General features: G+C 63.5%; 23 protein-coding genes. 13 read left to right on the forward strand and 10 right to left on the reverse strand.

From position 1 onward, the window contains the following. The first annotated feature begins 62 nt into the window (after positions 1-62). The 6 genes from H1S03_RS03720 to H1S03_RS03745 all read left to right on the forward strand — a co-directional run bounded on the left by H1S03_RS03720 (position 63) and on the right by H1S03_RS03745 (position 4,275). Positions 63-683 (forward strand): ATP-dependent Clp protease proteolytic subunit, encoded by a 621-nt coding sequence (locus H1S03_RS03720; RefSeq protein WP_185803220.1) that lies wholly within the window; start codon positions 63-65, stop codon positions 681-683. A gap of 135 nt (positions 684-818) precedes the next feature. After that, positions 819-2,084: an ATP-dependent Clp protease ATP-binding subunit ClpX gene (gene clpX, locus H1S03_RS03725; RefSeq protein WP_166192173.1), complete on the forward strand. Its 1,266-nt coding sequence runs from the start codon at positions 819-821 to the stop codon at positions 2,082-2,084. Positions 2,085-2,216: 132 nt separating this feature from the next. After that, positions 2,217-2,597 (forward strand): NADH:ubiquinone oxidoreductase subunit NDUFA12, encoded by a 381-nt coding sequence (locus tag H1S03_RS03730; RefSeq protein WP_185803346.1) that lies wholly within the window; start codon positions 2,217-2,219, stop codon positions 2,595-2,597. Between the two features lies 1 nt (position 2,598). After that, complete coding sequence (gene mlaD / locus H1S03_RS03735; protein WP_185803221.1) at positions 2,599-3,045, forward strand: outer membrane lipid asymmetry maintenance protein MlaD; 447 nt, start codon at positions 2,599-2,601, stop codon at positions 3,043-3,045. After that, positions 3,038-3,778, forward strand: coding sequence for a class I SAM-dependent methyltransferase (locus tag H1S03_RS03740; protein ID WP_221892583.1), 741 nt, complete (start codon positions 3,038-3,040; stop codon positions 3,776-3,778). The genes mlaD and H1S03_RS03740 overlap by 8 nt, the downstream gene beginning before the upstream one ends. Continuing rightward, positions 3,763-4,275, forward strand: coding sequence for a DUF2155 domain-containing protein (locus H1S03_RS03745; RefSeq protein ID WP_185803223.1), 513 nt, complete (start codon positions 3,763-3,765; stop codon positions 4,273-4,275). The genes H1S03_RS03740 and H1S03_RS03745 overlap by 16 nt, the downstream gene beginning before the upstream one ends. Here H1S03_RS03745 and aat read toward each other — a convergent pair. The 5 genes from aat to H1S03_RS03770 form a co-directional block, all read right to left on the reverse strand. Continuing rightward, positions 4,258-4,914 carry a leucyl/phenylalanyl-tRNA--protein transferase gene (gene aat, locus H1S03_RS03750; RefSeq protein WP_430700871.1) on the reverse strand — a complete coding sequence of 219 codons (657 nt, stop codon included), beginning with the start codon at positions 4,912-4,914 and terminating at the stop codon, positions 4,258-4,260. The two genes, H1S03_RS03745 and aat, sit on opposite strands and share 18 nt — an antisense overlap. Next, positions 4,914-6,263 carry an acetyl-CoA carboxylase biotin carboxylase subunit gene (accC, locus tag H1S03_RS03755; RefSeq protein WP_185803224.1) on the reverse strand — a complete coding sequence of 450 codons (1,350 nt, stop codon included), beginning with the start codon at positions 6,261-6,263 and terminating at the stop codon, positions 4,914-4,916. Before accC ends, aat begins: the two co-directional genes overlap by 1 nt. Before the next feature lie 7 nt (positions 6,264-6,270). Then, positions 6,271-6,771 carry an acetyl-CoA carboxylase biotin carboxyl carrier protein gene (gene accB / locus H1S03_RS03760; RefSeq protein ID WP_185803225.1) on the reverse strand — a complete coding sequence of 167 codons (501 nt, stop codon included), beginning with the start codon at positions 6,769-6,771 and terminating at the stop codon, positions 6,271-6,273. A 104-nt stretch (positions 6,772-6,875) separates the two neighbouring features. After that, entirely contained in the window at positions 6,876-7,685 is an 810-nt protein-coding gene (locus H1S03_RS03765) for a DsbA family protein (protein ID WP_240910339.1), read from the reverse strand. Next, positions 7,682-9,016 (reverse strand): M48 family metalloprotease, encoded by a 1,335-nt coding sequence (locus H1S03_RS03770; RefSeq protein WP_185803226.1) that lies wholly within the window; start codon positions 9,014-9,016, stop codon positions 7,682-7,684. Before H1S03_RS03770 ends, H1S03_RS03765 begins: the two co-directional genes overlap by 4 nt. 88 nt (positions 9,017-9,104) lie before the next feature. On the opposite strand from H1S03_RS03770, the gene H1S03_RS03775 reads away from it, so the two are divergent. Both H1S03_RS03775 and H1S03_RS03780 read left to right on the forward strand, forming a co-directional pair. Next, positions 9,105-10,265, forward strand: coding sequence for a pyridoxal phosphate-dependent aminotransferase (locus H1S03_RS03775; protein ID WP_185803227.1), 1,161 nt, complete (start codon positions 9,105-9,107; stop codon positions 10,263-10,265). Between the two features lie 113 nt (positions 10,266-10,378). Then, positions 10,379-10,834 carry a PRC-barrel domain-containing protein gene (locus tag H1S03_RS03780; RefSeq protein ID WP_221892584.1) on the forward strand — a complete coding sequence of 152 codons (456 nt, stop codon included), beginning with the start codon at positions 10,379-10,381 and terminating at the stop codon, positions 10,832-10,834. A gap of 134 nt (positions 10,835-10,968) precedes the next feature. On the opposite strand, the gene H1S03_RS03785 is transcribed toward H1S03_RS03780, so the two are convergent. After that, the gene (locus H1S03_RS03785; protein WP_185803228.1) at positions 10,969-13,884 is read right to left on the reverse strand and encodes an Rne/Rng family ribonuclease; all 2,916 of its coding nucleotides are present in this window, start codon (positions 13,882-13,884) and stop codon (positions 10,969-10,971) included. 482 nt (positions 13,885-14,366) lie between these two features. On the opposite strand from H1S03_RS03785, the gene H1S03_RS03790 reads away from it, so the two are divergent. The 3 genes from H1S03_RS03790 to prfB all read left to right on the forward strand — a co-directional run bounded on the left by H1S03_RS03790 (position 14,367) and on the right by prfB (position 19,472). Continuing rightward, positions 14,367-15,551, forward strand: coding sequence for an N-acetylmuramoyl-L-alanine amidase family protein (locus H1S03_RS03790; RefSeq protein ID WP_221892585.1), 1,185 nt, complete (start codon positions 14,367-14,369; stop codon positions 15,549-15,551). 102 nt (positions 15,552-15,653) lie between these two features. Beyond that, positions 15,654-18,224: a penicillin-binding protein 1A gene (locus H1S03_RS03795; protein WP_185803230.1), complete on the forward strand. Its 2,571-nt coding sequence runs from the start codon at positions 15,654-15,656 to the stop codon at positions 18,222-18,224. Between the two features lie 123 nt (positions 18,225-18,347). Next, positions 18,348-19,472, forward strand: coding sequence for a peptide chain release factor 2 (gene prfB / locus H1S03_RS03800; protein WP_185803231.1), 1,125 nt, complete (start codon positions 18,348-18,350; stop codon positions 19,470-19,472). 213 nt (positions 19,473-19,685) lie between these two features. Here prfB and H1S03_RS03805 read toward each other — a convergent pair whose 3' ends face one another. The 4 genes from H1S03_RS03805 to bcp all read right to left on the reverse strand — a co-directional run bounded on the left by H1S03_RS03805 (position 19,686) and on the right by bcp (position 23,068). Beyond that, a complete protein-coding gene (locus tag H1S03_RS03805) occupies positions 19,686-20,171 on the reverse strand; it encodes a bactofilin family protein (protein WP_166192127.1) in 486 nt (161 codons plus the stop codon). After that, on the reverse strand, positions 20,161-21,471 hold the full coding sequence (locus H1S03_RS03810; RefSeq protein WP_185803232.1) for a DUF5930 domain-containing protein: 1,311 nt from the start codon (positions 21,469-21,471) through the stop codon (positions 20,161-20,163). The genes H1S03_RS03805 and H1S03_RS03810 overlap by 11 nt, the downstream gene beginning before the upstream one ends. 290 nt (positions 21,472-21,761) lie before the next feature. Further along, complete coding sequence (locus tag H1S03_RS03815) at positions 21,762-22,574, reverse strand: ferritin-like domain-containing protein (RefSeq protein ID WP_185803233.1); 813 nt, start codon at positions 22,572-22,574, stop codon at positions 21,762-21,764. Beyond that, positions 22,574-23,068 carry a thioredoxin-dependent thiol peroxidase gene (gene bcp, locus H1S03_RS03820; protein WP_185803234.1) on the reverse strand — a complete coding sequence of 165 codons (495 nt, stop codon included), beginning with the start codon at positions 23,066-23,068 and terminating at the stop codon, positions 22,574-22,576. The genes H1S03_RS03815 and bcp overlap by 1 nt, the downstream gene beginning before the upstream one ends. A gap of 112 nt (positions 23,069-23,180) precedes the next feature. Here bcp and queA point away from each other — a divergent pair, with 112 nt between their 5' ends. Further along, positions 23,181-24,227, forward strand: coding sequence for a tRNA preQ1(34) S-adenosylmethionine ribosyltransferase-isomerase QueA (gene queA, locus H1S03_RS03825; RefSeq protein ID WP_185803235.1), 1,047 nt, complete (start codon positions 23,181-23,183; stop codon positions 24,225-24,227). 164 nt (positions 24,228-24,391) lie between these two features. Continuing rightward, positions 24,392-25,663 (forward strand): MFS transporter, encoded by a 1,272-nt coding sequence (locus tag H1S03_RS03830; RefSeq protein ID WP_166192112.1) that lies wholly within the window; start codon positions 24,392-24,394, stop codon positions 25,661-25,663. The last annotated feature ends 21 nt before the right edge of the window (positions 25,664-25,684 follow it).

Genomic DNA, 25,684 nt, shown 5'->3' on the forward strand with positions numbered 1-25,684 from the left:
CTATCGGGACTTTCCCAAGGACAAGGTTGCAATCCGCGCAGCCGAAGGATGAGGCACAGGCCATGAAAGACCCGATCGATACCTACATGAACCTCGTGCCTATGGTCGTGGAACAGTCGGCCCGCGGTGAACGCGCGTTCGACATTTTCTCCCGACTGCTCAAGGAGCGGATCGTTTTCGTGAACGGACCGGTCCATGACGGTATGGCGTCTCTCGTCGTGGCACAGTTGCTGTGGCTTGAGGCGGAAAACCCCAAGACCGAGATCCAGATGTACATCAATTCGCCCGGTGGCGTGGTGACGTCGGGCCTCTCGATCTATGACACGATGCAATATATCAAGCCCAAGGTCTCAACCCTGTGCGTGGGTCAGGCGGCCTCGATGGGGTCGCTGCTGCTGACCGCGGGCGCGAAGGACATGCGCTTCTCGCTGCCCAACAGCCAGATAATGGTTCATCAACCTTCTGGCGGGTATCAAGGGCAGGCAACGGATATCATGATCCATGCCCGCAACACCGAGAAGCTCAAGAAACGGCTCAACGAAATCTATGTCGAACATACCGGGCAGGATTACGAGACGGTGGAATTGGCGCTGGAGCGTGACAACTTCATGATGCCCGAGGATGCCAGGGAATGGGGCCTGATCGACAAGGTTCTAAAGCCGCGCGGGCAGGAGGAGGAGTGATCCTTCGCGCAAGTGACGGCACGAAAATGTGACAGGACCGGGGCGAAATCGCCCCGACACCTTGTCATTTCGGAACGGTAAGGTTCCAATGTACGGACCACCGGCTTAGGCCAAGCCCGGTGAGAGGAGAATACGATGAGCAAATCAGGCGGCGAATCGAAGAACACCCTCTATTGCTCCTTCTGCGGAAAGAGCCAGCATGAGGTCCGCAAACTGATCGCGGGTCCGACCGTTTTCATCTGTGATGAATGCGTCGGCCTGTGCACGGATATAATTCGCGAGGAAACGAAATCCGGCCTCGTGAAATCCTCGGACGGTGTTCCGACCCCGCAGGAAATCTGTCAGGTGCTCGACGATTACGTCATCGGGCAGGAGCAGGCGAAGCGGGTTCTGTCCGTCGCGGTGCACAACCACTACAAACGGCTGGACCATGCGTCCAAGAACACTGACGTGGAACTGGCGAAGTCCAATATCATGCTGATCGGCCCGACCGGCTGCGGCAAGACGTTGCTGGCGCAGACGCTGGCGCGCATCCTCGACGTGCCGTTCACGATGGCGGATGCCACGACGCTGACCGAGGCGGGTTATGTCGGTGAGGATGTCGAGAACATCATCCTCAAGCTGCTGCAATCGGCCGAATACAACGTCGAGCGTGCGCAGCGCGGCATCGTCTATATCGACGAGGTGGACAAGATCAGCCGCAAGTCCGACAACCCCTCCATCACCCGCGACGTGTCGGGGGAGGGCGTGCAGCAGGCCTTGCTCAAGATCATGGAGGGCACAGTCGCCTCCGTCCCGCCGCAGGGCGGTCGCAAGCATCCGCAACAGGAATTCCTGCAAGTGGACACGACCAACATCCTGTTCATCTGCGGCGGCGCCTTCGCCGGGCTGGACAAGATCATCGCGCAGCGCGGGCGCGGGTCCGCCATGGGCTTCGGCGCGGATGTGCGTGACAAGGACGAGAAGGGCATCGGCGACCTGTTCATGGAGCTGGAGCCCGAGGATCTGTTGAAATTCGGCCTGATCCCGGAATTCGTCGGCCGTCTGCCGGTCATCGCCACCTTGCGCGATCTGGATGAGGAGGCGCTGGTCACGATCCTGTCCGAGCCGAAGAACGCTCTGGTCAAGCAGTACCAGCGCCTGTTCGAGATGGAGAGCGCCAAGCTCACCTTCACCGACGAGGCGTTGAAATCCATCGCCAAGAAGGCAATCGAACGCAAGACCGGCGCGCGTGGCCTGCGCTCGATCCTCGAAGGCGTCCTGCTGGACACCATGTTCGACCTGCCCGCCCTGGAAGGGGTGGAGGAAGTCGTCGTGAAGCCGGACGCGATCGACGGCGACGGCAAGCCGATCTATGTCTATTCCGACAAGGACAAGGCCGAGCCTGCAACCGCAGGATAATGCGGCAACTCTATCGGAATGGCCCCTGCATCCGGGGCCATTCCCGCTAGACATGTCGGTATCGGCCTGACCACTGGACGTTGCCGCATCGTTTACGTACATATGCTGCCAACGATCCAGCGGAGCGACACCATGAACTTCATCCTGCGCCTTTTGACTTGGTATCATGGGTCCACCATCGGCACCCAGATCTTCACCGCTCGGTTCGGTGAGAAGGTCGGAGAGGATGCCGACGGCAACGTCTATTACCAAAAGGACGGCGGAAAGCGGCGCTGGGTGATCTACAAGGGTGACGTGGAGGCGACGCGCGTATCGCCCGAATGGCACGGGTGGCTGCATCACACATGGGATGAAACCCCGTCTGAGGCGCCGCTGATCCGCAAGGTCTGGGAAAAGCCGCATCTGCCGAACCTGACCGGCACCGCCCTTGCCTACCACCCCCCCGGCTCGATCCTGACGCCGGAAACCCGCCCGCTCGCACGCGGCGATTACGAGGCATGGAGCCCGGAATAAAATGGCCAGTAATCTAGCGGAAACGATCATCGGCGCAGTCGTGCTGGTCACTGCGGGCGGCTTCCTCGCCTATGCGGCGCAGACGACGGATATGCGCGGCGGGGGTGACACCTATACACTCGACGCGGCGTTCCGGTCTGCCTCGGGTATCGGTACGGGAACCGATGTGCGCATGTCCGGCGTAAAGATCGGCACGGTGTCGAGCATGTCTCTGGACCCGCAGACCTATCAGGCGGTCACCACACTGGCATTGCGCAGCGACGTTCAGGTGCCCGAGGATTCGGACGCGAAGATTTCCGCCGACGGCCTGCTGGGCGGCAACTACGTCTCGCTCACCCCCGGCGGTTCGGAATTCATGCTGGAACCGGGGGATGAAATCCTCAATACGCAAGGCTCGGTCAGCCTGCTCGACCTGCTCATCAGCTTCGGAACCGGTGCAAGTGAGTGATTGGTCGGCCCGCGACTATGATTCGAACGCGCGGTTCGTCTCCGACCTTGGAATGCCTGTCGTGCAATTGCTGGCACCGATGCCGGGCGAGCGGATTCTCGACCTGGGATGCGGTGACGGTGCGCTGACGGTCAAGCTGCGCGATGCCGGGGCGGATGTGCTCGGCGTCGATGGTTCCCCGGATATGGTCGCCGCCGCGCGTGCGCTGGGATTGGATGCGCAAGTCGTCGATGCACATGCGCTGGACTTCGACGCTGCGTTCGACGCCGTTTTCAGCAATGCCGCCCTGCACTGGATGGTCCAACCCGCCGACGTGATCGCGGGGGTCGCCCGCGCCCTGAAACCCGGCGGGCGTTTCGTGGGGGAGTTCGGCGGCATGGGCAACGTCGCCGCGATCCGCACCGCCCTGATCGCGACATTGGCCGAAGACGGGGTCGCGGCTGACCTGAAGGATATCTGGTATTTCCCCTCCGTCGCGGAATATAGCGACCTGTTGCGGCAGGCTGGCTTGGACGTGCAGACATGCGAGCTGATTCCGCGCCCGACCCCGGTTGCGGCAGGAATGCGCGCCTGGATCGAAACCCTGGCCGTGCCGGTTCTGGGGAAGGTTAAGGGGGATCGGGCGGCTTTCCTGGATCGTGTGACGGACCTGCTGGCCCCGGCCCTGTGCGACGGACGGGGTAACTGGACGGCCGATTATGTAAGGATACGGTTTTCATGCGTAAAATCCTGATTGCAATCTTGCTGAGTGCGACCGCCGCGTCCGCACAGGTGGAGCAGGGAATTCTCGAAGATCTCCAGCGCGATTTCGGCGGCGTCGGTGGCGTGCCGGAGCGTGGCCCGGTCACCTCCCGATTGCAGGCCGGCGCGATGTTGCGCGGTCTGGACAAGATGACGGGTCGTGCCGTGGACATACCCGTCATGGCGGGGGAGACGGTCACTTATGAGCGTCTGTCCATTCTGCTGGACGCATGCCGCATCCCGGCGGAGGGTGAGACGCAGGACGCCTACGCATTTGTCGAAATTCAGGACGCGCGTGAGGAAGACCCCCGCTTTGCCGGCTGGATGATCGCGTCCAGCCCGGCGCTCAACGCTATGGATCACCCGCGCTACGATATCTGGGTCACCGATTGCATCGATGCGATGCCGGACGACACCGCCGGTTCCGAACCTGTCGAAGATCCGGTGCCCGAACCTCTTGATGAGGAAACGTTACCTGACGACGGTTGAGCCGGTGGCGATGTCCAGCACATGCTGCGGGGGCAGGTCCTCGGGCAGGGCATTCCAGTCCGCGATGCGGTGCGTCGCATAGGCCAGACGCCGACGATAGGCGCTCCGACCGATTTCGACGCCCCCCATGCTCAACAGATGATCGGTGACGAATTGCGTGTCGAGCAGGTGAAATTCGCCTGCGCGCAGGCGCGCCACCAGCCAGACCAGCGCGATCTTCGACGCATCGGTCTGTGTGCTGAACATGCTTTCGCCAAAGAATGCTGCCCCCAGGCGCACGCCGTACAGCCCCCCGGTCAGACGCCCCTCATGCCAGAATTCGACGGAGTGGGCCTGACGCATGTCGTGCAATTCGGTGTAGAGCCCGCGAATCTCATCGTTGATCCACGTCTCGGACCGGCTGGCACAGGCATCGACCACGGTGTCGAAGGCGGTATCGACGCGCACCTCGAACCCGCCCTGACGGATCCGTTTTCGCAGCGACCGTGAAACGTGCAACCCGTCGAGCGGGATGATCCCCCGCCGATGCGGATCGACCCAGCGGGTCTGCCCATCCCGATGTTCCGCCATGGGAAAAACGCCCGCAGCATACGCGTTCAGCAACAGCGCGGGCGTGATTTCCATATCATCCTGATGCATCAGGTATCGAATTCCGCCTCAAGCCATTTTTCGAGCCAGTGGATGTCGTAATCGCCGGTCTGCACATCCCGGGCCGCCAACAGATGGTCGAACAGGGGCAGGGTGGTGTCGATCCCCTCGACCACGAACTCGCTCAACGCACGGTGAAGCCGCGCGAGCGCCTCATCCCGATTGCGCCCGTGAACGATCAGCTTGCCGATCAGGCTGTCGTAATAGGGCGGAATCCGGTAGCCGGCATAGATCGCACTGTCCATCCGAACGCCCAGCCCGCCAGGTGCATGAAAGGTCTTGATCGTACCGGGCGAGGGGCGGAAGGCAGGCAGTTTCTCCGCGTTGATCCGGCATTCGATGGCATGGCCCAGTGGCTTGAGCTCATCCTGCGTGAAGCTCATCGGCAGCCCCGCCGCGACGCGGATCTGTTCCTGCACCAGATCGACGTTATAGACAGCCTCCGTCACGGGATGCTCGACTTGCAGGCGGGTGTTCATTTCGATGAAGTAGAACTCTCCGTTCTCATACAGAAACTCGATGGTTCCCGCGCCGATATAGTCGATTGCCGCGACCGCGTCCGCGCAGGTCTTGCCGATGCGCGCGCGCTGTTCCGCCGTGATGACGGGCGAGGGGGCCTCCTCGAACACCTTCTGGTGGCGGCGTTGCAGCGAGCAGTCCCGCTCCCCCAGATGCACTGCATTGCCCTTGCCATCACCGAAGACCTGAATCTCGATATGGCGGGGCAGTTGCAGGTATTTCTCCATGTAGACGACATCGTCACCGAAGGCGGCCTTCGCCTCGGACCGGGCGGATTGGAAGGCGACGTCGATATTATCGGCTGAGGTCGCGACCTTCATGCCGCGCCCGCCGCCGCCTGAGGCCGCCTTGATGATGACGGGATAGCCCATGTCCGCCGCGATGCGCCGCGCGTCCTCAACAGTGTCCACACCCCCGTCGGAGCCGGGAACGCAGGGCACGCCAAGCCGCTTCATCGTGTCCTTGGCCGCGATCTTGTCACCCATGACGTTGATATGCTCGGCCGAGGGGCCGATAAAGGTGATGCCGTGGTCGTGCACAATTTGCGAGAAATTGGCGTTTTCGCTGAGGAAGCCATAACCGGGATGCACCGCATCCGCGCCCGTAATCTCACACGCGCTGATGATGTTGGGGATCGACAGATAGCTTTGCCCGCCCGGCGGCGGACCGATGCAGACGCTTTCATCGGCCATGCGCACATGCATCGCGTCGCTGTCAGCGGTGGAGTGCACGGCGACGGTCTGAATGCCCATCTCCTTGCACGCACGGTGAATACGCAGGGCGATCTCACCCCGGTTGGCGATCAGGACCTTCTTGAACATGCTGGCCTCACTCGATCACGACGAGGGGAGCGCCGAATTCCACAGGCTCCGAATCGCCCACGACGATCCGTGTCACCTTGCCCGCACGCGGAGAAGGGATCTGGTTCATGGTCTTCATCGCCTCGATGATCAGCAGGGTCTGCCCCTCGGACACGGTATCCCCGACGGAGATGAACGCGGGCGCGCCTGGTTCCGCCTGCAGATACACCGTGCCCACCATGGGGGAGGTCACGGCCCCCGGATGATCGACCGGATCGTTCGAAGCAGGCTCCGCCGCTGCCGCCTGGGCCGCCGGGGCGCTGGCCGCCTGCGGTGCGGGGCTGTGCGCAACCGGCGCGGCGGGCTGGCTGGTCATGACCTGCTGGATGGTCTGACGCGAAACGCGGACCTCCAGCTTGTCATCCTCACCGAACCGGCGGGAAACTTCGATTTCGGTCAGATCGCTGTCCTTCAGAAGATCTGCCAGTGCCTTGATGAAGGCGGTGTCCGCGTCATGTTTCGTGCCCATGCATCCTCGCATCTTTTTGCCCGACCCGCAGGTGGGGTGCATTTGTGGATCGTGCTCATTCCTAAATGATCTATACGTCTAAGTGACGTAGCGTGAAAGAGCGTTCAACGCATCGCGCTGCGGGTCAAGCGTACCGCATCGGCCATCTGCTCCGCCGGCAGGTAGCCACGGATCATCGTATCGCCCAGAACGAAGGTGGGTGTGCCGGTGATCTGCAACTGTTCGGCCAGCTGCTTGTTCTGCGCGATCTGGCGCGTGATGTCGGAATCGTCCATCCGCGCACGCATCGCCGCGACATCCACGCCGGAGCGTTCGGCCAGCCGGTCGATCATCGCATCGTCCAGACGCCCGGGAAACATCATCATCGCGTCGTTGAAGGTTTCGTAAAGGTCGGGTCCCTGTTCCAGAAGCACCGCCATCGCCGCGCGCGACGCCGTTTCGCTGACCGGTCCCAGAATCGGAAACTCCTTGACGATCAGGCGGATATTGCCGTCCTGGGCGAGCAGGCTGGCGACCTCGGGGTGGGCGCGTTTGCAAAAGCTGCACTGATAGTCGAGGAATTCGACCAGCGTGACATCGCCTTCGGGATTGCCACCGACGAACGAATAGCCATCGTCGAGCAGTTGATCCGCGTTCTCACGCAGCATCTGCTGCTCCACCGCCTGTGCATCGGCGGTCTGGCGCGATTCCAGCACGCTGACCAGCTCCATGATGATTTCGGGGTTTTCCAGCAAATAGCGACGCATCTCCGCCTGAAGGATCTCGCGGTCGAGGTCGCTTACAGGATCGGACGCTCCCTCCACCGGGGCGGCGGGGGCAGGCGTATCGGTATCGCGCAAGCCGTAGAGGCCCAGCCCAAGGGCGGCGATAGCCACGACGCCGATTGCGCCCGTCATCCAGTTGGTTCCGGTCATTCGCCTCTGCGCTCCTGAATTCGTTCGAGTGTGCTCATCAATTCCGTGGCCCTTATCCAGCCGGGGGAGCCGTTGGGCAACCCATCGCGGGCAATTCTGGCGAAGCGCAGCGCATCCGTGACCGCCCCGCCCAGCGCGTAGCGTTCCGCAGTGTAGAGCGCCGCGCGAGGTTTATCGCCGGTGCGGGCATATGCCTCCGCCAGGGCGCGCAGTGAAACGGGCGTCCCGACCACGGTTTCGCGGGCCTGCGACAGTAATTGCAACGCCTCGCGGTTCGCGGCATCGGTGTTGAGCGAGAGCAGCGCCTGACCCAGACCCGCGCGCAGCAGGGCCGCATCGGGTGCCAGGGCGACGGCCTGTCGATACGGGCCAATCGCGGCCTGTGCATCGCCGTTCTCGATCAGGAACTGCCCTTTCAACTCATGCAGCCAAGGGTTTCGCGGTTCAATCGCGATGGCCGCGTCTATCTCATCAATTGCGGCGGCGGGGGCGGGCAGGCGGTGCAGGGCGACCGCCCGCTGGATGCGCGCCGCCATGTCCGTGCGGCCCTCGACCCGGTCCAGCGCGGTGCGGGGCGACAATGTGAACCCGTCGAACTTGGCCCGCATCCTGTCATATTCATCCTGCAACGCCGGCGACACGCGCGCCCCGCGCATCGAGGAGTTTTCTGCGCTGCGTCGCATCAAATCCAAGCGGTCGGAGCTGAGCGGGTGGGATCGCGCATAGGGATCGATTCGCGCCGAGGACAGCAATTCCTGCCCGCGAAACAGGTTCTGCGTGTCCAGAGCCGCCGTCGGATCGATTCCCGCCCTTTCCAGCAAGCGGACCGAGCTTTGATCCGCGCTCGATTCCTGATTGCGCGAATAGGCCAACATGCCGGAGGCAGCCGCCCCCGCCGCGCCCCGCGCGATGAAGATGCCGGCCTCGGGTGTTCCGGCGGCTCCGGCCAGGACCCCAAGCAGAATACCGGCCAGCGAGGCACGCGAGTTCAGCTCCGCCTCGACCGAGCGTTGCGCGATATGCCCTGACACCACGTGCCCGATTTCGTGCGCCATGACCGCTTGCAGCATATCGGGACGCTCCAACCGCTGGATCAGCCCCGAATGGATGAACATGCGCCCGCCCGGTATGACGAACGCGTTCATTTCGCGGTTATCGACGATATAGATCTCCACGCTGCCGGGCGGCAGGCCCGCCGCGCTGACCAGCGGTGCGACCATGCTGTCCAGCGTCCGCTCGATCTGCGCATCGCGGATCAGACCCTGGGCGTTCGCCGGTACTGTCGCGATCACCAGTGCCGCGACGGTCAACAATATACGTCTTGAAAACATACTCCCCCCTTGCGGCCGAAGGCTTGACGCCCCCGCCCGCGCCCGCGACAACCGGCGGGCCATTCATGAAAAAGGGTAGGGGCCACCGATGCGGACATCAAGAAGAAGCGCCGTCGATAGTTTCATTGTGATGGACGTGATGGAGGCCGCCCGCGAAGCGGAGGCGACCGGCCAGGACGTGATCCACATGGAGGTCGGCCAGCCCGGCACTCCGGCGCCCAAACTGGCGCGCGACGGTCTGAACCGCGCGATGGAGGCCGGGCCCCTGGGCTATACGGTTGCCCTCGGCCTGCCCGCACTGCGCGAACGGATCGCCCGTCATTATGGTGAGGTTTACGGCGTGGACGTTGCACCCTCGCGGATCGTCGTGACCTCGGGATCTTCGGCGGGGTTCATCCTCAGCTTTCTGTCGCTGTTCGACGCGGGGCAGCGGGTTGGCATCGCCGATCCCGGCTATCCCAGCTATCGCAACATTCTGGGCGCGCTTGATTTACAGGCCGTGCGCATCGAGGGGACCGTGGCCAACCGGTTTCAGCCGACGGTGGCGGACATCACCCCCGATCTGGACGGGCTGCTGGTGGCCAGTCCCGCGAACCCCACCGGCTCCATGCTGGATCGCGCCGCGTTGGGTGCGCTGGTGCAGGCTTGCGAAGCGGCGGACGTGGCGCTGATCTCGGACGAGATCTATCACGGTATCGAATACGAAGGCCGCGCCGTCACCGCGCTGGAACTGACCGACGACGTTTTTGTCATCAACTCCTTTTCCAAGTATTTCTCCATGACGGGGTGGCGCATCGGCTGGATGGTCGTGCCTGACAGTCATGTGCGCGTGCTGGAACGTCTTGCCCAGAACCTGTTCATCTGTCCGCCCCATGCCAGCCAGATCGCCGCCCTGCACGCGATGGATGCCGGGCAGGAGCTGGACGAGAACGCCAAGGTTTATGCCCGCAACCGCGCGGTTCTGCTCGATGCCTTGCCCAAGGCCGGCCTGCGTGACATCGCGCCGCCTGACGGCGCGTTCTACATCTACGCAAATATCGCCCATACCGGACTGGACAGCCGGAGCTTCACCGCGCGTCTGCTGGCGGAGGAGGGCGTAGCCGCGACGCCGGGATTGGATTTCGACCCTGTGCGGGGGCACGAAACCGTCCGATTCTCCTACGCTGGACCCAGCGCCGCAATCGCCGAGGGCGCTGTTCGCATCGCCCGCTTTATGGCGTCGCTGTCGGATAGCGCGCAGAAGGAGTGACCGATCCATCGGGCATGGCACCGGGGGGCATGGAAAGAAAAATGCCCGATAATGGAACGTTGGTTTGTCCCCGTCGTTGATAATGCAGCGATAAGCTGAATAAGGAGTTTTTTATGAACCGCATTATCACATCCGTTTCCGCCGCCGCCCTCGCATTTGGTCTGGGCGCGACCGCCGCACACGCCGAAGCACACACCGCGATGGGCAGCATGGACCTGACCGAGCTTCAGGGCGATCTGATCCGGTCGCGCGACATCACCGGTGGTGAGGTCTATTCGGTTTCCACGGAATATACCGAGTGGGACTCGGCATATGTCTACGACGCCGTTGACACCGAGTGGAACGACATCGGTGAAATCGAAGATATCGTGCTGTCCCGTGACGGTCAGATGATCGGCATCGTCGCTGAAGTCGGTGGCTTCCTCGACATCGGTGACAAGCATGTCATGATCTCGATTTCCGACGTCAGCCTGGTGGCCGTGGATGACCAGTCCTACGCCTATGTGACGCGTCTGAGCGAAGAGCAGCTCGAAGAACTGCCCGATGTGGATGAGGGCTTCTGGGACTGATACAGCCCAAAGATTGAACTAGGGAATGCGGGTAGGGAAACCTACCCGCATTTTTTGTGTCCGCATTTTGGTAAAGGCGCTCGTCTGCGAATCCCCCGATCGCCTGTTGCCCGGGCGATCGGGGGGCTGCTCGATCAGCTGCCGATGGTGCGTGCCCACCAGCCGCGTCGTTTCGGCTGATCCTCGTCTTCCTTGGAATCGCCTTCCTTCGGGCCGTCCTCCGCCGCTGCATCAGGCAGTTCGGCGGGCTTAGGCTCCTCCGGGGATGTCGCGACCTCTTCCGGGGTTTCCATATCCGGCATTACCTCCGGCGCCGGGCCTGTGTCGTCCGTGGGTTGAGCGTCGGGAATGGCGTCGGTTGCCGCTGCGGGAGTGTCCTGCGCGACGACTGCATCCACGGGCGGCTGTTCGCTGATCGCGGGCGCGACCTCTTCGGTGGTTGCAACCTCGGCCACCGGGGTGGTTTCGACCGCTTCGGGTTCCGCAGGCTTTTTTCGGGCACGCGACGCACGGGGTTTCGGGGCGGGTTTGGCGGGCTTTTCAGCGGCCTCTACCTCCTCCTTCGGCTCCTCGGTCGTGGCGGAAGCATCCTTGTCTTCCTTGGGTTCGGCCGATTTGCGGCTGCGTGTGCGGGACCGCGACCGCGAACGGGAAGGCTTCGCTTCCTCGCCATCATCCTTGCCGGATGCGGATTTGTCCTGCGCGTCGGAGGCGTCGTTCGAGGAATCCTCCTCATCAGTACCATTTTCCGTATCGTTCTCATTGTCGCGACCACGACCGCCCCGCCGCCGCCGCCGCCGCCGCTTTTTCTTTTTGGGCTGATCGTCCTCACTGACCTCGGGCTTGGGAGTTTCCTCTTCGATCTCCTCGGCCTCATCGATATAATCTTCCGCCAGGTCCAGGCTGTCCATCTGGATCACACCCGCAGTCGGATCGGCGGTGACGACGCGGCTGGCCGTCTTGAACCGCTCCATCTTGTATTCCGGGCTGATCAGATGCGCGTCACCATTGACCTGAATGGCGATGCCATAGCGGGTCTCGATCAGGGCGATATGCTCACGCTTGGAGTTCAGCAGATAGTTCGCGACATCGACCGGCGCGGTCAGCACGATTTCCTTGCAGCGCTGGCGCACGCCCTCTTCCTCAAGCTCGCGGATGATGGACAGGCCCAGACTGTCGGTCGAGCGGACAAGGCCGGTTCCGTGGCAATGCGGGCAAGCCTGCGTTGACGCCTCCAGCATACCGGGGCGCAGCCGCTGGCGCGACATCTCCATCAGGCCGAAGGACGAGATCCGCCCGACCTGAATGCGGGCGCGATCCGGTTTCAGCGCATCCTTCATCCGCTTTTCGACGGCGGAGTTGTTGCGCCGCTCATCCATGTCGATGAAGTCGATGACGATCAGACCGGCAAGGTCGCGCAACCGCAACTGACGCGCCACCTCGTCGGCGGCCTCCAGATTGGTCTTGAGCGCGGTATCCTCGATCGAGTTTTCCTTGGTCGAGCGGCCGGAGTTCACGTCCACCGCGATCAACGCCTCGGTCACGCCGATCACCAGATAGCCGCCGGATTTCAACTGCACGGTCGGATTGAACATCTGTCCCAGATAGCTTTCGACCTGATAGCGGCCGAACAGGCTGACGGGGTCCTGATACAGCTTCACGTTGCGGGCATGGCTGGGCATCAGCATCCGCATGTATTCCTTGGCCTCGCGGTAGCCCTCGGCCCCCTCGACGAAAATCTCATCGATGTCGCGGGAATACAGGTCGCGGATCGACCGCTTGATCAGCGATCCTTCCTCATAGATCGGGGTCGGTGCGATCGACTTCATCGTCAGGTCGCGGATTTGCTGCCACTGGCGGATCAGATATTCGTAGTCGCGCTTGATCTCCGTCCGGGTGCGCTTGGCCCCGGCGGTGCGGATGATCAGACCGGCGCCCTTGGGCACCTCGATCTCACCCGCGATATCCTTGAGCTTCTTGCGGTCCACGGCGTTGGTGATCTTGCGGCTGATGCCGCCGCCGCGTGCGGTGTTGGGCATCAGGACGCAATAGCGGCCCGCCAGCGACAGGTAGGTGGTCAGCGCGGCGCCCTTGTTGCCCCGCTCCTCCTTCACGACCTGGATCAGCATGATCTGCCGAACCTTGACGACCTCCTGGATCTTGTAGCGTCGCATCTTGGGGCGGCGACGGCGCTGTTCGGCGCGCACCTCCTCGGCCTCATCCTCGGCGTCCGCCTCAAGCGTTGTTTCGGGATCGGCTGTGGCATCCGCGTCCGAGGGATCGGCGCTGGTGTCGGGGTTCTCACCCTTGACCGGTGTCTGCCCCTCGGGCGTGTCCACCAGATCGGCAGACTCACCCAGGCCGGAGCTGACATCGGGGCCTTCGCCCTCCAGCATGGGTTGCTCCAGATCGCCGCGCACGGCTTCCTCAGGCAGGCCCTGATCGGTGGCGGCGGCCGGAGTCTCGTCAGAGATGACGGCATCCAGCGGGGCGGTCACGTCGGCGGCGGGGTCGGTCGCAGCCTCGGCGATGGCGGCGTCCGCGCCGCTGCCCTCAACCGGGTTGTCTGCGGGATCCGCACTGACCGGGGCGGCGGTTTCGCTGACCTCGGCGGTGGTTTCGGGCAGATCGACGGGTGCGGTCGTCGTCTCATCCGTGGGGGCGCCGTCCCTTGATGCGACGGAGCGTGAACGGCTGCGCGAGCGACCACGGCGCGGCTTTGGCTGGGCCTCTTCCTCTTCCTCGACGCGACGCGCCTCTTCCTCGGCTTCCTGCTCGGCAATCAACGCCTCACGGTCCGCAACGGGGATCTGGTAATAGTCAGGATGAATTTCCGAAAACGCCAGGAAACCGTGACGGTTCCCGCCGTAATCCACGAACGCTGCCTGAAGCGAGGGTTCGACCCGTGTAATCTTGGCCAGGTAGATATTGCCTGAAATCTGGCGCTTGTTCAGGCTTTCAAAATCGAATTCTTCGACCTTGTTTCCATCGACGACGACAACCCGTGTCTCCTCTGAGTGGGTGGCATCGATAAGCATTTTCTTGGGCATTGAGCATCTGCAACACGCCTGGGGCCACGCCGAGTGTCAGTCGGGAGGCGCGCAGGCGCACTTTCTGTATGAAGGGCGATGCGGTCCAGACATGCGGGCAGACGCGGAATCTCACCGTGCAATCTGATCGTAGCTGTTGCCTGTACGCGTTTCATCGCGGTTTTTACGTCCTGAGCCCCCTCGCCTTGGCGAAGTGGCCCTGTTGTGGCCGGGTGTCCGGCATACTTCGGGGCGGCGCAAGCGCCAGTCGCGAGCGTTCCACGGGCCCTGAACCCTTCGCTTCGTTTACAAAGCGGTCCATGCGGGCGGGTGTCGTTCTGCGACGAATTCTATCTCGGCGAGGGCGGATGTCCCGCAATCGCATAGCACGATATAGGAACAGATTGGCGGGAAGTACAATTTGTTTTTGCGCGCGTACCACACACGGTGATAGCTTGCAGGGCAATATACCCGCGATCCACGCGGGGCTTCGGGGCAATATGATGCAGATGTTAATGCGGGTTTCACGTCGCTTTGCCGCGGTCGTGGCGATCTGTCTGTGGGGGCAGGCCGCGCTCGGCGATGTGAGCGTTCTCTCCATCGACAGTCAGACGGAGGGCTGGCTGAACCGCACCACAACCGTAACGATAGCATTGGATCAGGCGATTCCCTTTCGCGTGTCCGCACCGCAGGACGGGCGGGTTGCCGTCACCCTGAACGGCGCGGACCCTCACAGCCAGCCGGCATTTCATCCCGACACCGTTATCAACCGCTATAATCTGTCAGGTGCACAGGAGGGCGCTGTCATCTCGCTGGAGGCGCAGCGCATGCTGACGTTGCAAACTGCCTCTATGACCAATTCGGGCGGCGCGGCGCGGCTGATCCTGACCTTCGCCGCTGGATCGCGGCTTTCCCGGTCCCCTCACGACGCACCGAGGCGGGGCGCGACCGCGCTGCCGCTGGTGGTGCTGGATCCGGGGCATGGCGGCATTGATCCCGGCGCAGTGCGTCTGGACATCGCTGAAAAGGATATCGCGCTGGCCTTTGGGCAGGAATTGCGCGCCGTGTTGCTGGAGAGCGGCAGGTTCGACGTGCGCATGACCCGCGATACCGATGTGTTCGTGACGCTGCGCGACCGCGTTCGCTTTGCGCGTGAATCCGGCGCGGCGGTGTTCATCTCGCTTCACGCCAATACGGTCACACGGGGCAATGCCTCCGGCTCGGCTATATATACCCTGTCCGAGGACGCCAGTTCCGCCGAGGCCGCCGCCCTGGCGGAGTTGGAGAACCGCGCCGACACGCTGGGCGGGGTCGATCTGGGGGTGGAGGATGACGATCTGGCCCTGCTTCTGACCGACATGGCCCAGCGTGAGACGAACGCGAGGTCCGCCATGCTGGCCCGCGCCACGGTTGAGGCGATGCGCCACGCTGTCGGGGTTATCCGCTCCAACCCGCACCGCTCCGCCGGGTTTCGCGTGCTCAAGGCGCCGGACATACCCTCCATGCTGATCGAGCTGGGTTTTCTGTCGGATGCGACGGATCGCGCAAACATGATCTCACCCCGCTGGCGGGGCCATGCCGCGCAGGGTATCCTGGCCGCACTCGATGATTGGGTGGAGCGGGACGGGGTATTGTCGGCGCAGGTCCGGCCCGCCCCGGCACGTGTCGCAGGCGCGAACGGGGACTGAACGATCGGCCCTGACTTTCCCGGAATCGAGTGCTATGAGACGACGAGTAGGGCCGTGCGGGCATCCGAACCGCGCTGCAGGTAAGGGATCGAGGATCAGGGTATGATCTATATTTTGCGTTTTTTCGGCTGGATTTTCAGCGCGTTGGTCATCGGCCTCGTCTTCGGCGTTCTGATCGTGGGTGCCGTGGTCTGGTCCTATTCCGCCGGTTTGCCCGACCCTGAGGAGCTGGCCCAGTACGAACCGACAACCCTGACGCGCGTCTACAGTCAGGAAGGCGCGCTGATCGACGAATTCCTGCGCGAACGCCGCGTTTTCGTGCCCATCGACGAGGTTCCGCCGCTGGTGATTCAGGCGTTCATCTCCGCCGAGGACCGGACCTTCTACTCCCACCCGGGTTTCGACGTGCGGGGCATCATTTCCGCCGTGCTGGACGCGGCGCAAGGCGGCCGTTTGCGCGGGGCCTCGACCATTACGCAGCAGGTGGTGAAGAACTTCCTGCTGGATGGTGAGCGTGAGATAGAGCGCAAGATTCGCGAGGTTATCCTGGCAACCCGGCTGGAGCGGGTGCTGACCAAGGATCAGATCCTCGAACTCTATCTGAACGAGATCTATCTGGGTCAGAACAGCTACGGCATCGTGGCTGCGGCCAACAACTATTTCGGCAAGACGTTGGAGGAGCTAACCCCGCAGGAGGCCGCATATCTGGCCGCCTTGCCCAAGGCTCCGTCCGACCGCCATCCGGTGAACGATGCGGAAATCGCGACCTTCTGGCGCAACAATACGCTGCGCGAAATGGGGGAGAACGGCTATCTGACGCCGGAGCAGGTGACCCAAGCCCAGAACGCGCCGCTGCTGTCGGTCCAGAATGGCGATTACATTCCGCTGACCCAGCATCTGCCCGGTCGCGACTACTTCACCGAGGAAATCCGCCGTCGCGTGTCGCAGCAGCTTGGCTCCGAACGGGTTCTGACCGGCGGCCTGACCATTCGCGCCACCATCGAGCCTGAGTTGCAGGCCGCCGCGGCCGAAGCATTGCGCACCGCATTGATCGCCTATGACATGGAGCGGGGCGGCTATCGCGGCCCGCTGGGTGCGCTCGACCCCGATGAGGTCGATCTGACGGATGAGGCCGCATGGCGCGAGGCTTTGCGGCGCACCCGCGGTGTGCGCGACGTGCCCGATTTCCACATGGCCGTCGTGCTGGACATGGACGCGCAGGGCGCGCTTATCGGTGTGGAGGATCCCCCCTCCGATCTGCCTGATGACGTGTCGGCGCAGACGCTTTATGTCAGCGATTTCCAATGGGCGCGTCCGCGCCTTGCGGGCACCCGCGTGGGGGCTGCGCCCAGCGCGCCCTCGGATCTGTTCGAGGTGGGCGACATCATCCTGGTGACACCGGGCCGGGATGAGGCGGGCACCTTCACGAACTGGAACCTGCGCCAGGTGCCGGAGGTTCAGGGCGGTTTCATGGTGATGGATCACCGCACGGGGCGCACGCTGGCGCTGCAGGGCGGCTTCTCCTACGACGCTTCCAGCTTCAACCGCGCGACACAGGCGACGCGGCAGCCGGGTTCGGCATTCAAGCCGTTCGTCTATGCCGCCGCACTCGATCAGGGATACACGCCGAACTCGATCATTCTGGATGCTCCGTTCGTCCTCAACATTCCGGGGCAGGCGCCCTGGACGCCAAAGAACTATTCCGGGGAGGGCACGTTCAACGGTCCGACCCTGATGCGGGTCGGGCTGGAACGATCGCTGAACCTGATGACGGTGCGCATCGCGGACACGATCGGAATGGACGTGGTGGCCGATTATGCCGAGAGTTTCGGCATCTATGACGACATGCAGGAATATCTGCCGATCAGCCTGGGGGCGCAGGAAACCACGCTGTTCCGCCTGATCTCCGCCTATTCGATGTTCGCCAATGGCGGGCAGCGGGTGGAGCCGACCCTGGTGGACCGGATTCAGGATCGTCGCGGCAATACGATCTATCGCCACGATCAGCGCGGCTGCATCGGATGCGACCAGACTGAGTATAACGATCAGCCGGAGCCGTACCTTTATTCCACCGCCGAACGCACGATGAGCCGGATCACGGCCTTCCGCCTGATCTCGATGCTCGAAGGCGTGGTGGATCGCGGCACGGCCCGCTCTCTGAGCTATCTGCCGGTGCCTCTGGCGGGCAAAACCGGAACGACCAATGACAGCAAGGACGCCTGGTTCGTGGGCTTTACCCCGAACATCGTCGCGGGCTGCTATATCGGCTTCGACAATCCACGCAGCCTGGGGCGCGGCGGCACCGGGGGTGGTCTGTGCGCCCCGGTCTTCGGTCAGTTCATGGAGGAATACCTGCGTCTGCGTCCGGCCAGCCCGGGCAAATTCCAACCGCCAGAGGGCACGGAATTTGTGCTGATCGACCGAACGACGGGTCAGCGGATCACCGATGCGAATTCGGAAAATGCGGTTTACGAGCTGTTCGTTGAGGGGCAGGCCCCCTCCATCGGTGCAGCCGCCGCGACGATCGGAACCACGGCCTACGACCTGTCCGATCTGCCGGACCGGATCGAGCCCGCGCCCAGCGTGACCATAAACAACGGGGGCGGGGCCCCGGTCGCCGTTCCCACACCGCCTGCGGACCTTGGCGATCTGGGCGGCGGCGGGCTGTACTGATCCATCGCGGGGTGGGGTCCGGGGGCAGCCCCTTTGACCTCACCGCGCAGCCTCGTTATCTATCCGCCACCACGAATGCCGCATTGGCCCTTCGCCGATGCTCTGATTGACAGGACCGGACCCATGCGCGCCGAAATCGCAACCCTCGCCTCCGAAATCGAGAAGAGCGTCGCCTTGCTCAGCCAGCGTCTGGGGGAAGCGGCAGCCTACCGGCTCGAAGAACTCAACGCCATGTCCGAGGATCCCGATTTGTGGAACGACCCGGCCAAGGCGCAGAAGCTGATGCGAGAGCGTCAGTTGCTCTCCGATTCCATCGACACCCGTGACGGGCTGGCGCAGGAGCTTGCCGACAACCTCGAACTGATCGAAATGGGTGAGGCCGAGGGCGACGCAGACGTCGTGACCGAGGCCGAGACCGCCATCCGCAAACTCCGCGACATCGCCGCCGAAAAGGAGCTGGAGGCGCTGCTCGACGGTGAGGCGGACGGCAACGATACCTTTATCGAGATCAACTCCGGCGCGGGCGGCACGGAAAGCTGCGATTGGGCGTCCATGCTGGCGCGTATGTATGTCCGCTGGGCGGAGAAGCGCGGCTACAAGGTCGAGCTGCAATCCGAAAGCGCGGGGGAGGAAGCGGGCATCAAATCCGCCTCCTACAAGATCAGCGGCCCCAATGCCTATGGCTGGCTCAAGGGGGAAAGCGGCGTGCACCGTCTGGTCCGCATCTCACCCTATGACAGTGCTGCGCGGCGGCACACCTCCTTCAGCTCGGTCTGGGTCTATCCGGTGGTGGATGACGCGATCGAGATCGAGGTGAACCCCTCCGACATCCGCATCGACACCTACCGATCCTCCGGCGCGGGCGGGCAGCATGTCAACACCACCGATTCCGCGGTGCGCATCACCCACATACCGACCAATATCGTGGTGACGAGTTCCGAAAAATCCCAGCACCAGAACCGCGACATCGCCATGAAGGCGCTGAAATCGCGTCTGTACCAGATGGAGCTGGACCGCCGGAACGCCGCCATCAACGAGGCGCATGAGGCGAAGGGCGATGCAGGCTGGGGCAACCAGATCCGCAGCTACGTCCTGCAACCCTATCAGATGGTCAAGGATTTGCGCACGGGGGTCGAAACCTCCGATAGCCAGGGCGTGCTGGACGGCAACCTGGACGCCTTCATGGCCGCCACCCTGGCGCAAGGCGCCACCGGCAAGAGCCGCGCCGAGGCGAACGCCGAGGATTGATAGCCGGTGTAACGAGCGAGGCCGGTTCGCCCAACTGGCGTGACGCACCGGAACCCGCATCAGGTTGCAGCGCGCCAGCTAACGTCGGCTCCATCAGCATCGCCACGTGTATGAAGTCGGACCGAGCATCTAAATCGGCCCTGCACGTGCGAACGAAAAAAGCCCCGGAGGTTCACCCTCCGAGGCTTTTTGAATACGCGCTATGTGCGTGGATCAGTTGCCGTCCATCATAGGGGGCAGTTGCGGCGGGGCGGAGTTGCCGGTGCTCAGCGGATCGTCGTTGCGCTGAACCGACCCCTCGAAATGCGCGCCGCTCTCGATCGCGATGGTCTTGTGGATGATGTCACCTTCGACCCGGGCGGTGGATGTCAGGCGGACCTTCAGGCCACGGACCCGGCCCACGACGCGGCCGTTCACGACCAGATCGTCTGCGATGACCTCACCGCGCACGGTGGCGCCCTCACCTACGGTCAGCAGGTGCGCGCGGATGTCGCCCTCGACCGTGCCTTCGATCTGGATGTCGCCTGTCGTTTCCAGGTTGCCCTTGATCGTCAGATCCGAAGCCAGAACCGAGGGGGAGGGCTTCGGCTTGGGTGCCGCTGCGGGAGCAGAGCTTTTCGGCGCTGTGGGGACGGTCGGCTTCACGTCGTCCGCCTTGGGCGCATCAATGGGGTCGTTGATCTTGCTCTTAGAGAACATCTTCGGCTGCCTTCAAATAAGTCATCGGGTCCACGGGCCGTCCGTCGCGGTGAACTTCGTAATGCAGGTGGGAACCCGTGGAGCGGCCTGTTGAGCCCATATCCCCGATCCGATCCCCAGCTTCGACACGATCACCAACCGCAACGCGAATCCGGCTCATGTGAGCATAAAGCGTTTCGTAGCCGAACGCATGCCGGATTCTGACCAGATTGCCGAAAGCACCGCTGCGCCCCGCCGTCACGACCTCACCCGCGCCGGTGGCGTAGAGCGGCGTGCCCACCGGGGCGGCGAAATCCAGCCCGTTATGGTTGCGCGTGCGGCCGTTGATCGGATCGCGCCGGGTGCCGAAGCTGCTGGTCTGGCGATAGGCGGCGTGAACCGGTCCGGCGAAGGGCATCTGCCCCAGCGCGTTGCGCCGTGCATTCAGGTCGGCGATGCGGTTGAGCAGCAGACCCACCCGGTCCAGCGAGGGGTCGCCATATGCGTCGTGGTCGTGGATCAGGACATCGGGGCCACCCTGTCCGGTATATCCCGCGCCCGTCGGGAACATGGCCTGAATGTTCGCCCCCGCCGCGGTGAAGACCAGTTCCAGTTCGGCAATGGACCCTTCGACGGCACGTTCCAGACGATCGACCACACGTTCCTGCCGCTGTTCGGCCAGGGTGGCGCGTGCCTCCAGAGCGGCGCGTTCCGAGGCGAAGCCCGCCAGTTCCGCCGCCATGCCGTTGCGATCCTGTGCCGTGCGGCTCAACCCGTCGAGCAGGACGTTCACGGTGCGACCCAGATCCTCCGCCTGATCGGAGCGCAGCGTCAGATCCTCGGCCAGGGTTTCGACCTGACCCAATGCGACCTTCAGCGCATCCTCACGCGCGACCAGCGCCATCTGGCGACGGTCCAGCGTGTCACGCTGCTCCATCGTGACGCGGGTCGCCTCGGCAATATCGGTTTGCAGGCCCACGATCTGCGCCTGCTGGGCGGACATGATCTGTGCCGCGCGTTCGTAGCGGACGCGCGCGGCCTCGGCCTGCGCGGCATAGTTCGCGCGTTCCTCCAGCAGATTGTCGATGCGGTTTTGCTGTACGCCCTGCACCAGGATCGCGGAATCGGCGGTTCGCGGCGCCATCGCGTCCGTCGCGACCAGAATTGTCGCGAACGCCGTCCATCCGACCAGAGCGGTACACAGAAGTCCCAGTCCGATTTGGCGTGTCGGGGTCAGGCGGGCATGTGCCGTCTGATCGCCGGTGGCAACGTAGACGCGTCGCTCTGATACGATCCGCCCCAGAATACCGTTCAAACCCATATACCAGTCCCTTGTCCTTGGTGTGTGCGTCCGACCGGGTCGGCTGGCACCGATCCCGAAGCGCCCCCGCACCGGATCGTGGGCATGTGATTACCCCAAGGACGGGTCACACATCAACTTTTACTGGAACCTCTCATGGGCTCCGCGCGTTTAGAGGGGCAGATTAGCGGCATTTGAGGGGAAATTCGGCGGAAACCTGCCGATTCCCTGTTTGGGAAATTTATTTCTCGAAAAGTCAATCCGCATATGTGGCTTTACGCTGCAAAAAAAATCCCCGAATCCTCAAATGCTCAGGACTCCGCAAGTGGCCAGTAGAAATCGAGCGGCAGGCCCGCCTCCGCTCGCTTCTCATCGTTGAAAGGTGGTTTCAGCGGCCCGTGGAAATAGCGTGTCACCAGATCATGAAAGGCATCGCGCGGATCGCGTTCATGTCGGCCGCACAGGTAGTGAAACCATTTCGAGCCGTAGGCGACATGCCCGACTTCCTCGGCATAGATCGTGTTGAGCGCGGCGACCGTGTCCGCGTCCTTGGCTTTCTCGAACAGGGTGATCATGCCGGGGGTCACGTCCAGGCCCCGTGCCTCCAGCACCATGGGAACCACGGCGAGCCGGGCCTCCAGATCCTCGGCCGTATCCTCCGCCGCGCGCCACATGCCGGCATGGGCGGGCAGGGCGCCGTAATGGCTGCCCATCGCCTCCAGCCGGTCGGCCAGCAGATTGAAGTGTTTCGATTCCTCGTCCGCCGCGCGCACCCAGTCATCGTAGAAGCCGGGCGGCATCTTCACATGCGTGAACCGTGCGATGATGTCCCAATGCAGATCGACCGCGTTCAGTTCGATATGGGCGATGGCGTGCAGGATGGCGATGCGCCCCTCGGGCGTGCCGGGGCGGCGGCGCGGCACGTCGCGCGGGCTGAGCAATTCCGGCCTCTCCGGTCGGGCGGGCTGCATCGGAGGTGAGGCGCTGCCGACGGGCATCCGGTCGCCCTCCCAGCGCCGCTGCCATTCGGCGGCGCAGGCGCGCGAAAACGCCGTTTTGCCGCGCGCATCGGGCATGCGCAGAACCGCATCCGCACATTCGGCCAGGGTCGCGGGAATATCCATCACGCGCCCAACTGCTTGACCGCGTCCAGAACCGTATCGACATGGCCGGGCACCTTCACCTTGCGCCAGACCTGCGCGATGCGGCCCTCGGCGTCGATCAGGAAAGTTGTGCGCACGATGCCCATATGGGTCTTGCCGTACATCTGCTTTTCCGCCCAGACGCCGTAATCCTCACATGTGCTGCCATCCGCGTCGGACAGCAGGGTTACGCGCAGGTCGTGCTTTGCCACGAACTTGTCATGCTTGGCGACGGTATCCTTCGAGCAGCCCAGCACCGTGACGCCCGACGCCTCGAATTCCGGCAAAGCGGTGGTGAAGCCGACCGCCTCCTTCGTGCAGCCCGACGTGTCGTCCCTGGGGTAGAAGAACAGCACCACCGGCACGCCCTTCAGGCCGGACAGGGATACGGTCTGACCGCCCGAGGCCGGCAGGCTGAATTCAGGGGCGGTGTCACCGACGGATAGAGTTGCGGCCTTGTTTGCGGGCACGGTCATGGAATGCTCCTCGCTGTGTTTGCGCCTTCTTACAGGGTGGCCGCGCGGCCCGCACCCCTTTACATCGTCGCACGGCGCTGGCACCCGTCGCCCCAACCTACGCGAGGACGCCATGAAACTGAGCGATTTCGATTTTGACCTGCCCGAAGAGTTGATCGCGCTGCGCCCCCTGCGCCCGCGCCCGGCCTCACGCCTGCTGCTGACGCAAGGCCCCGCGACCGAGGATCGGCATGTGCGCGATCTGCCTGACATCCTGCGCCCCGGCGATCTGATGGTCTTCAACGACACCAAGGTGATTCCGGCCCGCTTGTTCGGCACCCGCGCGCGTGCGACTACGCACGGCTCCGGTCTGGCCAAGGTCGAGGCCACGTTGCTGGAGCGTCTGTCCCCCGACACATGGTCCGCACTGGCCCGCCCGGGCCGCAAGCTGGCGGTCGGTGACGTCATGCAGTTCGACGGTCTGGCGGCGGAACTGGTGGCGAAGGGCGCGGATGGGCGCGTCACCCTGCGGTTCGACCGCGCGGGCGCGGATCTGGACGCGGGCATCGCACTGGCCGGGCAAATGCCCTTGCCCCCCTATATCGCCGCCCGCCGCCCGGCGGATGAGGCCGACCGCGAGGATTACCAGACCGTGTTCGCCAAAACGCTGGGCGCGGTGGCGGCCCCGACGGCCTCGCTGCATTTCGACGATGATCTGCTGGCGCGGCTGGATGCGAAGGGGATCGAGAACGCCCGCGTGACCCTGCATGTGGGGGCCGGAACCTTCCTGCCGGTCACGGTGGACGATGTATCGGAGCATAAGATGCACGCCGAATGGGGTGAGGTCAGCAGCCAGGCCGCCGAAACCATCGCCCGCGCGAAATCCGAAGGCCGCCGCGTGATCCCCGTCGGCACCACCGCCCTGCGCCTGATCGAGGCGGCCAGCGCCAACGGCACCATCGCGCCGTGGACCGGCGACACCGACATCTTCATCACGCCGGGTTATCGTTTCCGCACCGCCGACGGCCTGATGACCAATTTCCATCTGCCCCGCTCGACGTTGATGATGCTGGTCTCCGCCATGATGGGGGTGGAGCGGATGCGGCAGGTCTACGCCCACGCCATTGCCAACAAATACCGGTTCTACTCCTACGGGGACAGCTCGCTGCTGCTGCCCTGAAGCCTGCGAAGGGCGACAATTCCCCCTGCCTCCTACCCTGTCGCCCACACCGCCGCCACCCTGCCGCGACGACAGATGGTGATTTGGGCTTAGACAGGGGCCTGCATCACTGGTACGGGCGGTTCACGATTTATCGTGGAGGCTGGCAGTAGGAGCGGCGCATCATGATCAAGGTCTTTACAAGCTCGTGGGCACTGTTTCTGGGTCTGCTGCTGTTGATGATCGGCAATGGCCTGCAAGGGACGTTGCTGGGTCTGCGCGGCGCGTTGGAGGGATTCGACGCCGCCGTCATGGCGTGGGTCATGTCCGCCTATTTCGCGGGCTTCATGTTCGGATCGCGCATGGCGCCGGGCATGATCCAGCGCGTGGGGCATGTGCGGGTCTTTGCGGCGCTGGCCTCGATGATCTCCGCCGGGTTCATCCTGTATGCCGCGGTGCCCGATCCCATCGCCTGGGCCGCGATGCGCTTCGTCGTGGGGTTCTGCTTCTCGGGCGTGTATGTGGTCTGCGAAAGCTGGCTGAACGACACCTCGACGAACGAGACGCGGGGCAAGACCCTCTCGCTTTACATGATCGTGCAGATGGTGGGCATCGTCTCCGCGCAGGGGATCGTGAACTTCGCGGATGCGGGCAGCTATATTCTGTTCGTGGTCATGTCGGTTCTGGTTTCGGTCAGCTTCGCCCCGATCCTGTTGAGCGCGACCCCCGCGCCGGTGTTTCAGGGGGCCAAGCCCATGACCCTGCGCCGGTTGTACGAAACCTCACCCCTGGGATGCATCGGCATGTTCTTCATCGGGGCGGTGTTCGCGGGAATGTTCGGCATGGCGGCGGTCTACGGCTCGGAAAAGGGGCTGAGCGTCGCGGACATCACGACCTTCGTGGCGATGATCTATATCGGGGGAATGGTGGCGCAATACCCCATCGGCTGGCTGAGCGACCGCATGGACCGCCGCCGCCTGATCACCTTCATCTGCCTTGCGGCGGCGGCTGCGATGATCCCCTCGGCCCTGTTTGCGGACAGCTACGTCATACTGCTGATCGGGGCGCTGGCGCTGGGCGGGTTGAGCAATCCGCTCTATTCCCTGCTGATCGCCTATACCGCGGATTATCTACAGCCCGAGGACATGGCCGCCGCATCGGGCGGCTTGATGTTCATCAATGGCGCCGGCGCGGTTCTGGGCCCGTTCATCGTGGGTACGATGATGACGGCGTTGGGGGCCGATTTCTATTTTGTGTTCATGGGCGTGAATTTCGCTATCATTGCCGGATACGGCTTCTACCGGATGACCCGTCGTGCGGCACCGTCGGTCGAGGATACCTCGGCCTACGCCTATGTCGCTCCGCAGGCCTCGCCCGTCGCGGTCGAGGTTGCGCAGGAATACGCGATCGACCTTGCGGAACATGAGGAGCAGGAAAAGGAATCCGCGTCCACCTGACACGGATCACAACTGGGCGGA

The organism is Pontivivens nitratireducens (genome assembly GCF_014235845.1).
GTDB lineage: Bacteria > Pseudomonadota > Alphaproteobacteria > Rhodobacterales > Rhodobacteraceae > Pontivivens > Pontivivens nitratireducens.

What these genes read in the sequence shown, in the direction of transcription:
- H1S03_RS03720 (WP_185803220.1), top strand. Translation starts at nt 63, where the DNA reads ATGAAAGACCCGATCGATACCTACATGAACCTCGTGCCTATGGTCGTG.
- clpX (WP_166192173.1), top strand. Translation starts at nt 819, where the DNA reads ATGAGCAAATCAGGCGGCGAATCGAAGAACACCCTCTATTGCTCCTTC.
- H1S03_RS03730 (WP_185803346.1), top strand. Translation starts at nt 2,217, where the DNA reads ATGAACTTCATCCTGCGCCTTTTGACTTGGTATCATGGGTCCACCATC.
- mlaD (WP_185803221.1), top strand. Translation starts at nt 2,599, where the DNA reads ATGGCCAGTAATCTAGCGGAAACGATCATCGGCGCAGTCGTGCTGGTC.
- H1S03_RS03745 (WP_185803223.1), top strand. Translation starts at nt 3,763, where the DNA reads ATGCGTAAAATCCTGATTGCAATCTTGCTGAGTGCGACCGCCGCGTCC.
- aat (WP_430700871.1), bottom strand. Translation starts at nt 4,914, where the DNA reads ATGCATCAGGATGATATGGAAATCACGCCCGCGCTGTTGCTGAACGCG.
- accC (WP_185803224.1), bottom strand. Translation starts at nt 6,263, where the DNA reads ATGTTCAAGAAGGTCCTGATCGCCAACCGGGGTGAGATCGCCCTGCGT.
- accB (WP_185803225.1), bottom strand. Translation starts at nt 6,771, where the DNA reads ATGGGCACGAAACATGACGCGGACACCGCCTTCATCAAGGCACTGGCA.
- H1S03_RS03765 (WP_240910339.1), bottom strand. Translation starts at nt 7,685, where the DNA reads ATGACCGGAACCAACTGGATGACGGGCGCAATCGGCGTCGTGGCTATC.
- H1S03_RS03770 (WP_185803226.1), bottom strand. Translation starts at nt 9,016, where the DNA reads ATGTTTTCAAGACGTATATTGTTGACCGTCGCGGCACTGGTGATCGCG.
- H1S03_RS03775 (WP_185803227.1), top strand. Translation starts at nt 9,105, where the DNA reads ATGCGGACATCAAGAAGAAGCGCCGTCGATAGTTTCATTGTGATGGAC.
- H1S03_RS03780 (WP_221892584.1), top strand. Translation starts at nt 10,379, where the DNA reads ATGAACCGCATTATCACATCCGTTTCCGCCGCCGCCCTCGCATTTGGT.
- H1S03_RS03785 (WP_185803228.1), bottom strand. Translation starts at nt 13,884, where the DNA reads ATGCCCAAGAAAATGCTTATCGATGCCACCCACTCAGAGGAGACACGG.
- H1S03_RS03790 (WP_221892585.1), top strand. Translation starts at nt 14,367, where the DNA reads ATGCAGATGTTAATGCGGGTTTCACGTCGCTTTGCCGCGGTCGTGGCG.
- H1S03_RS03795 (WP_185803230.1), top strand. Translation starts at nt 15,654, where the DNA reads ATGATCTATATTTTGCGTTTTTTCGGCTGGATTTTCAGCGCGTTGGTC.
- prfB (WP_185803231.1), top strand. Translation starts at nt 18,348, where the DNA reads ATGCGCGCCGAAATCGCAACCCTCGCCTCCGAAATCGAGAAGAGCGTC.
- H1S03_RS03805 (WP_166192127.1), bottom strand. Translation starts at nt 20,171, where the DNA reads ATGTTCTCTAAGAGCAAGATCAACGACCCCATTGATGCGCCCAAGGCG.
- H1S03_RS03810 (WP_185803232.1), bottom strand. Translation starts at nt 21,471, where the DNA reads ATGGGTTTGAACGGTATTCTGGGGCGGATCGTATCAGAGCGACGCGTC.
- H1S03_RS03815 (WP_185803233.1), bottom strand. Translation starts at nt 22,574, where the DNA reads ATGGATATTCCCGCGACCCTGGCCGAATGTGCGGATGCGGTTCTGCGC.
- bcp (WP_185803234.1), bottom strand. Translation starts at nt 23,068, where the DNA reads ATGACCGTGCCCGCAAACAAGGCCGCAACTCTATCCGTCGGTGACACC.
- queA (WP_185803235.1), top strand. Translation starts at nt 23,181, where the DNA reads ATGAAACTGAGCGATTTCGATTTTGACCTGCCCGAAGAGTTGATCGCG.
- H1S03_RS03830 (WP_166192112.1), top strand. Translation starts at nt 24,392, where the DNA reads ATGATCAAGGTCTTTACAAGCTCGTGGGCACTGTTTCTGGGTCTGCTG.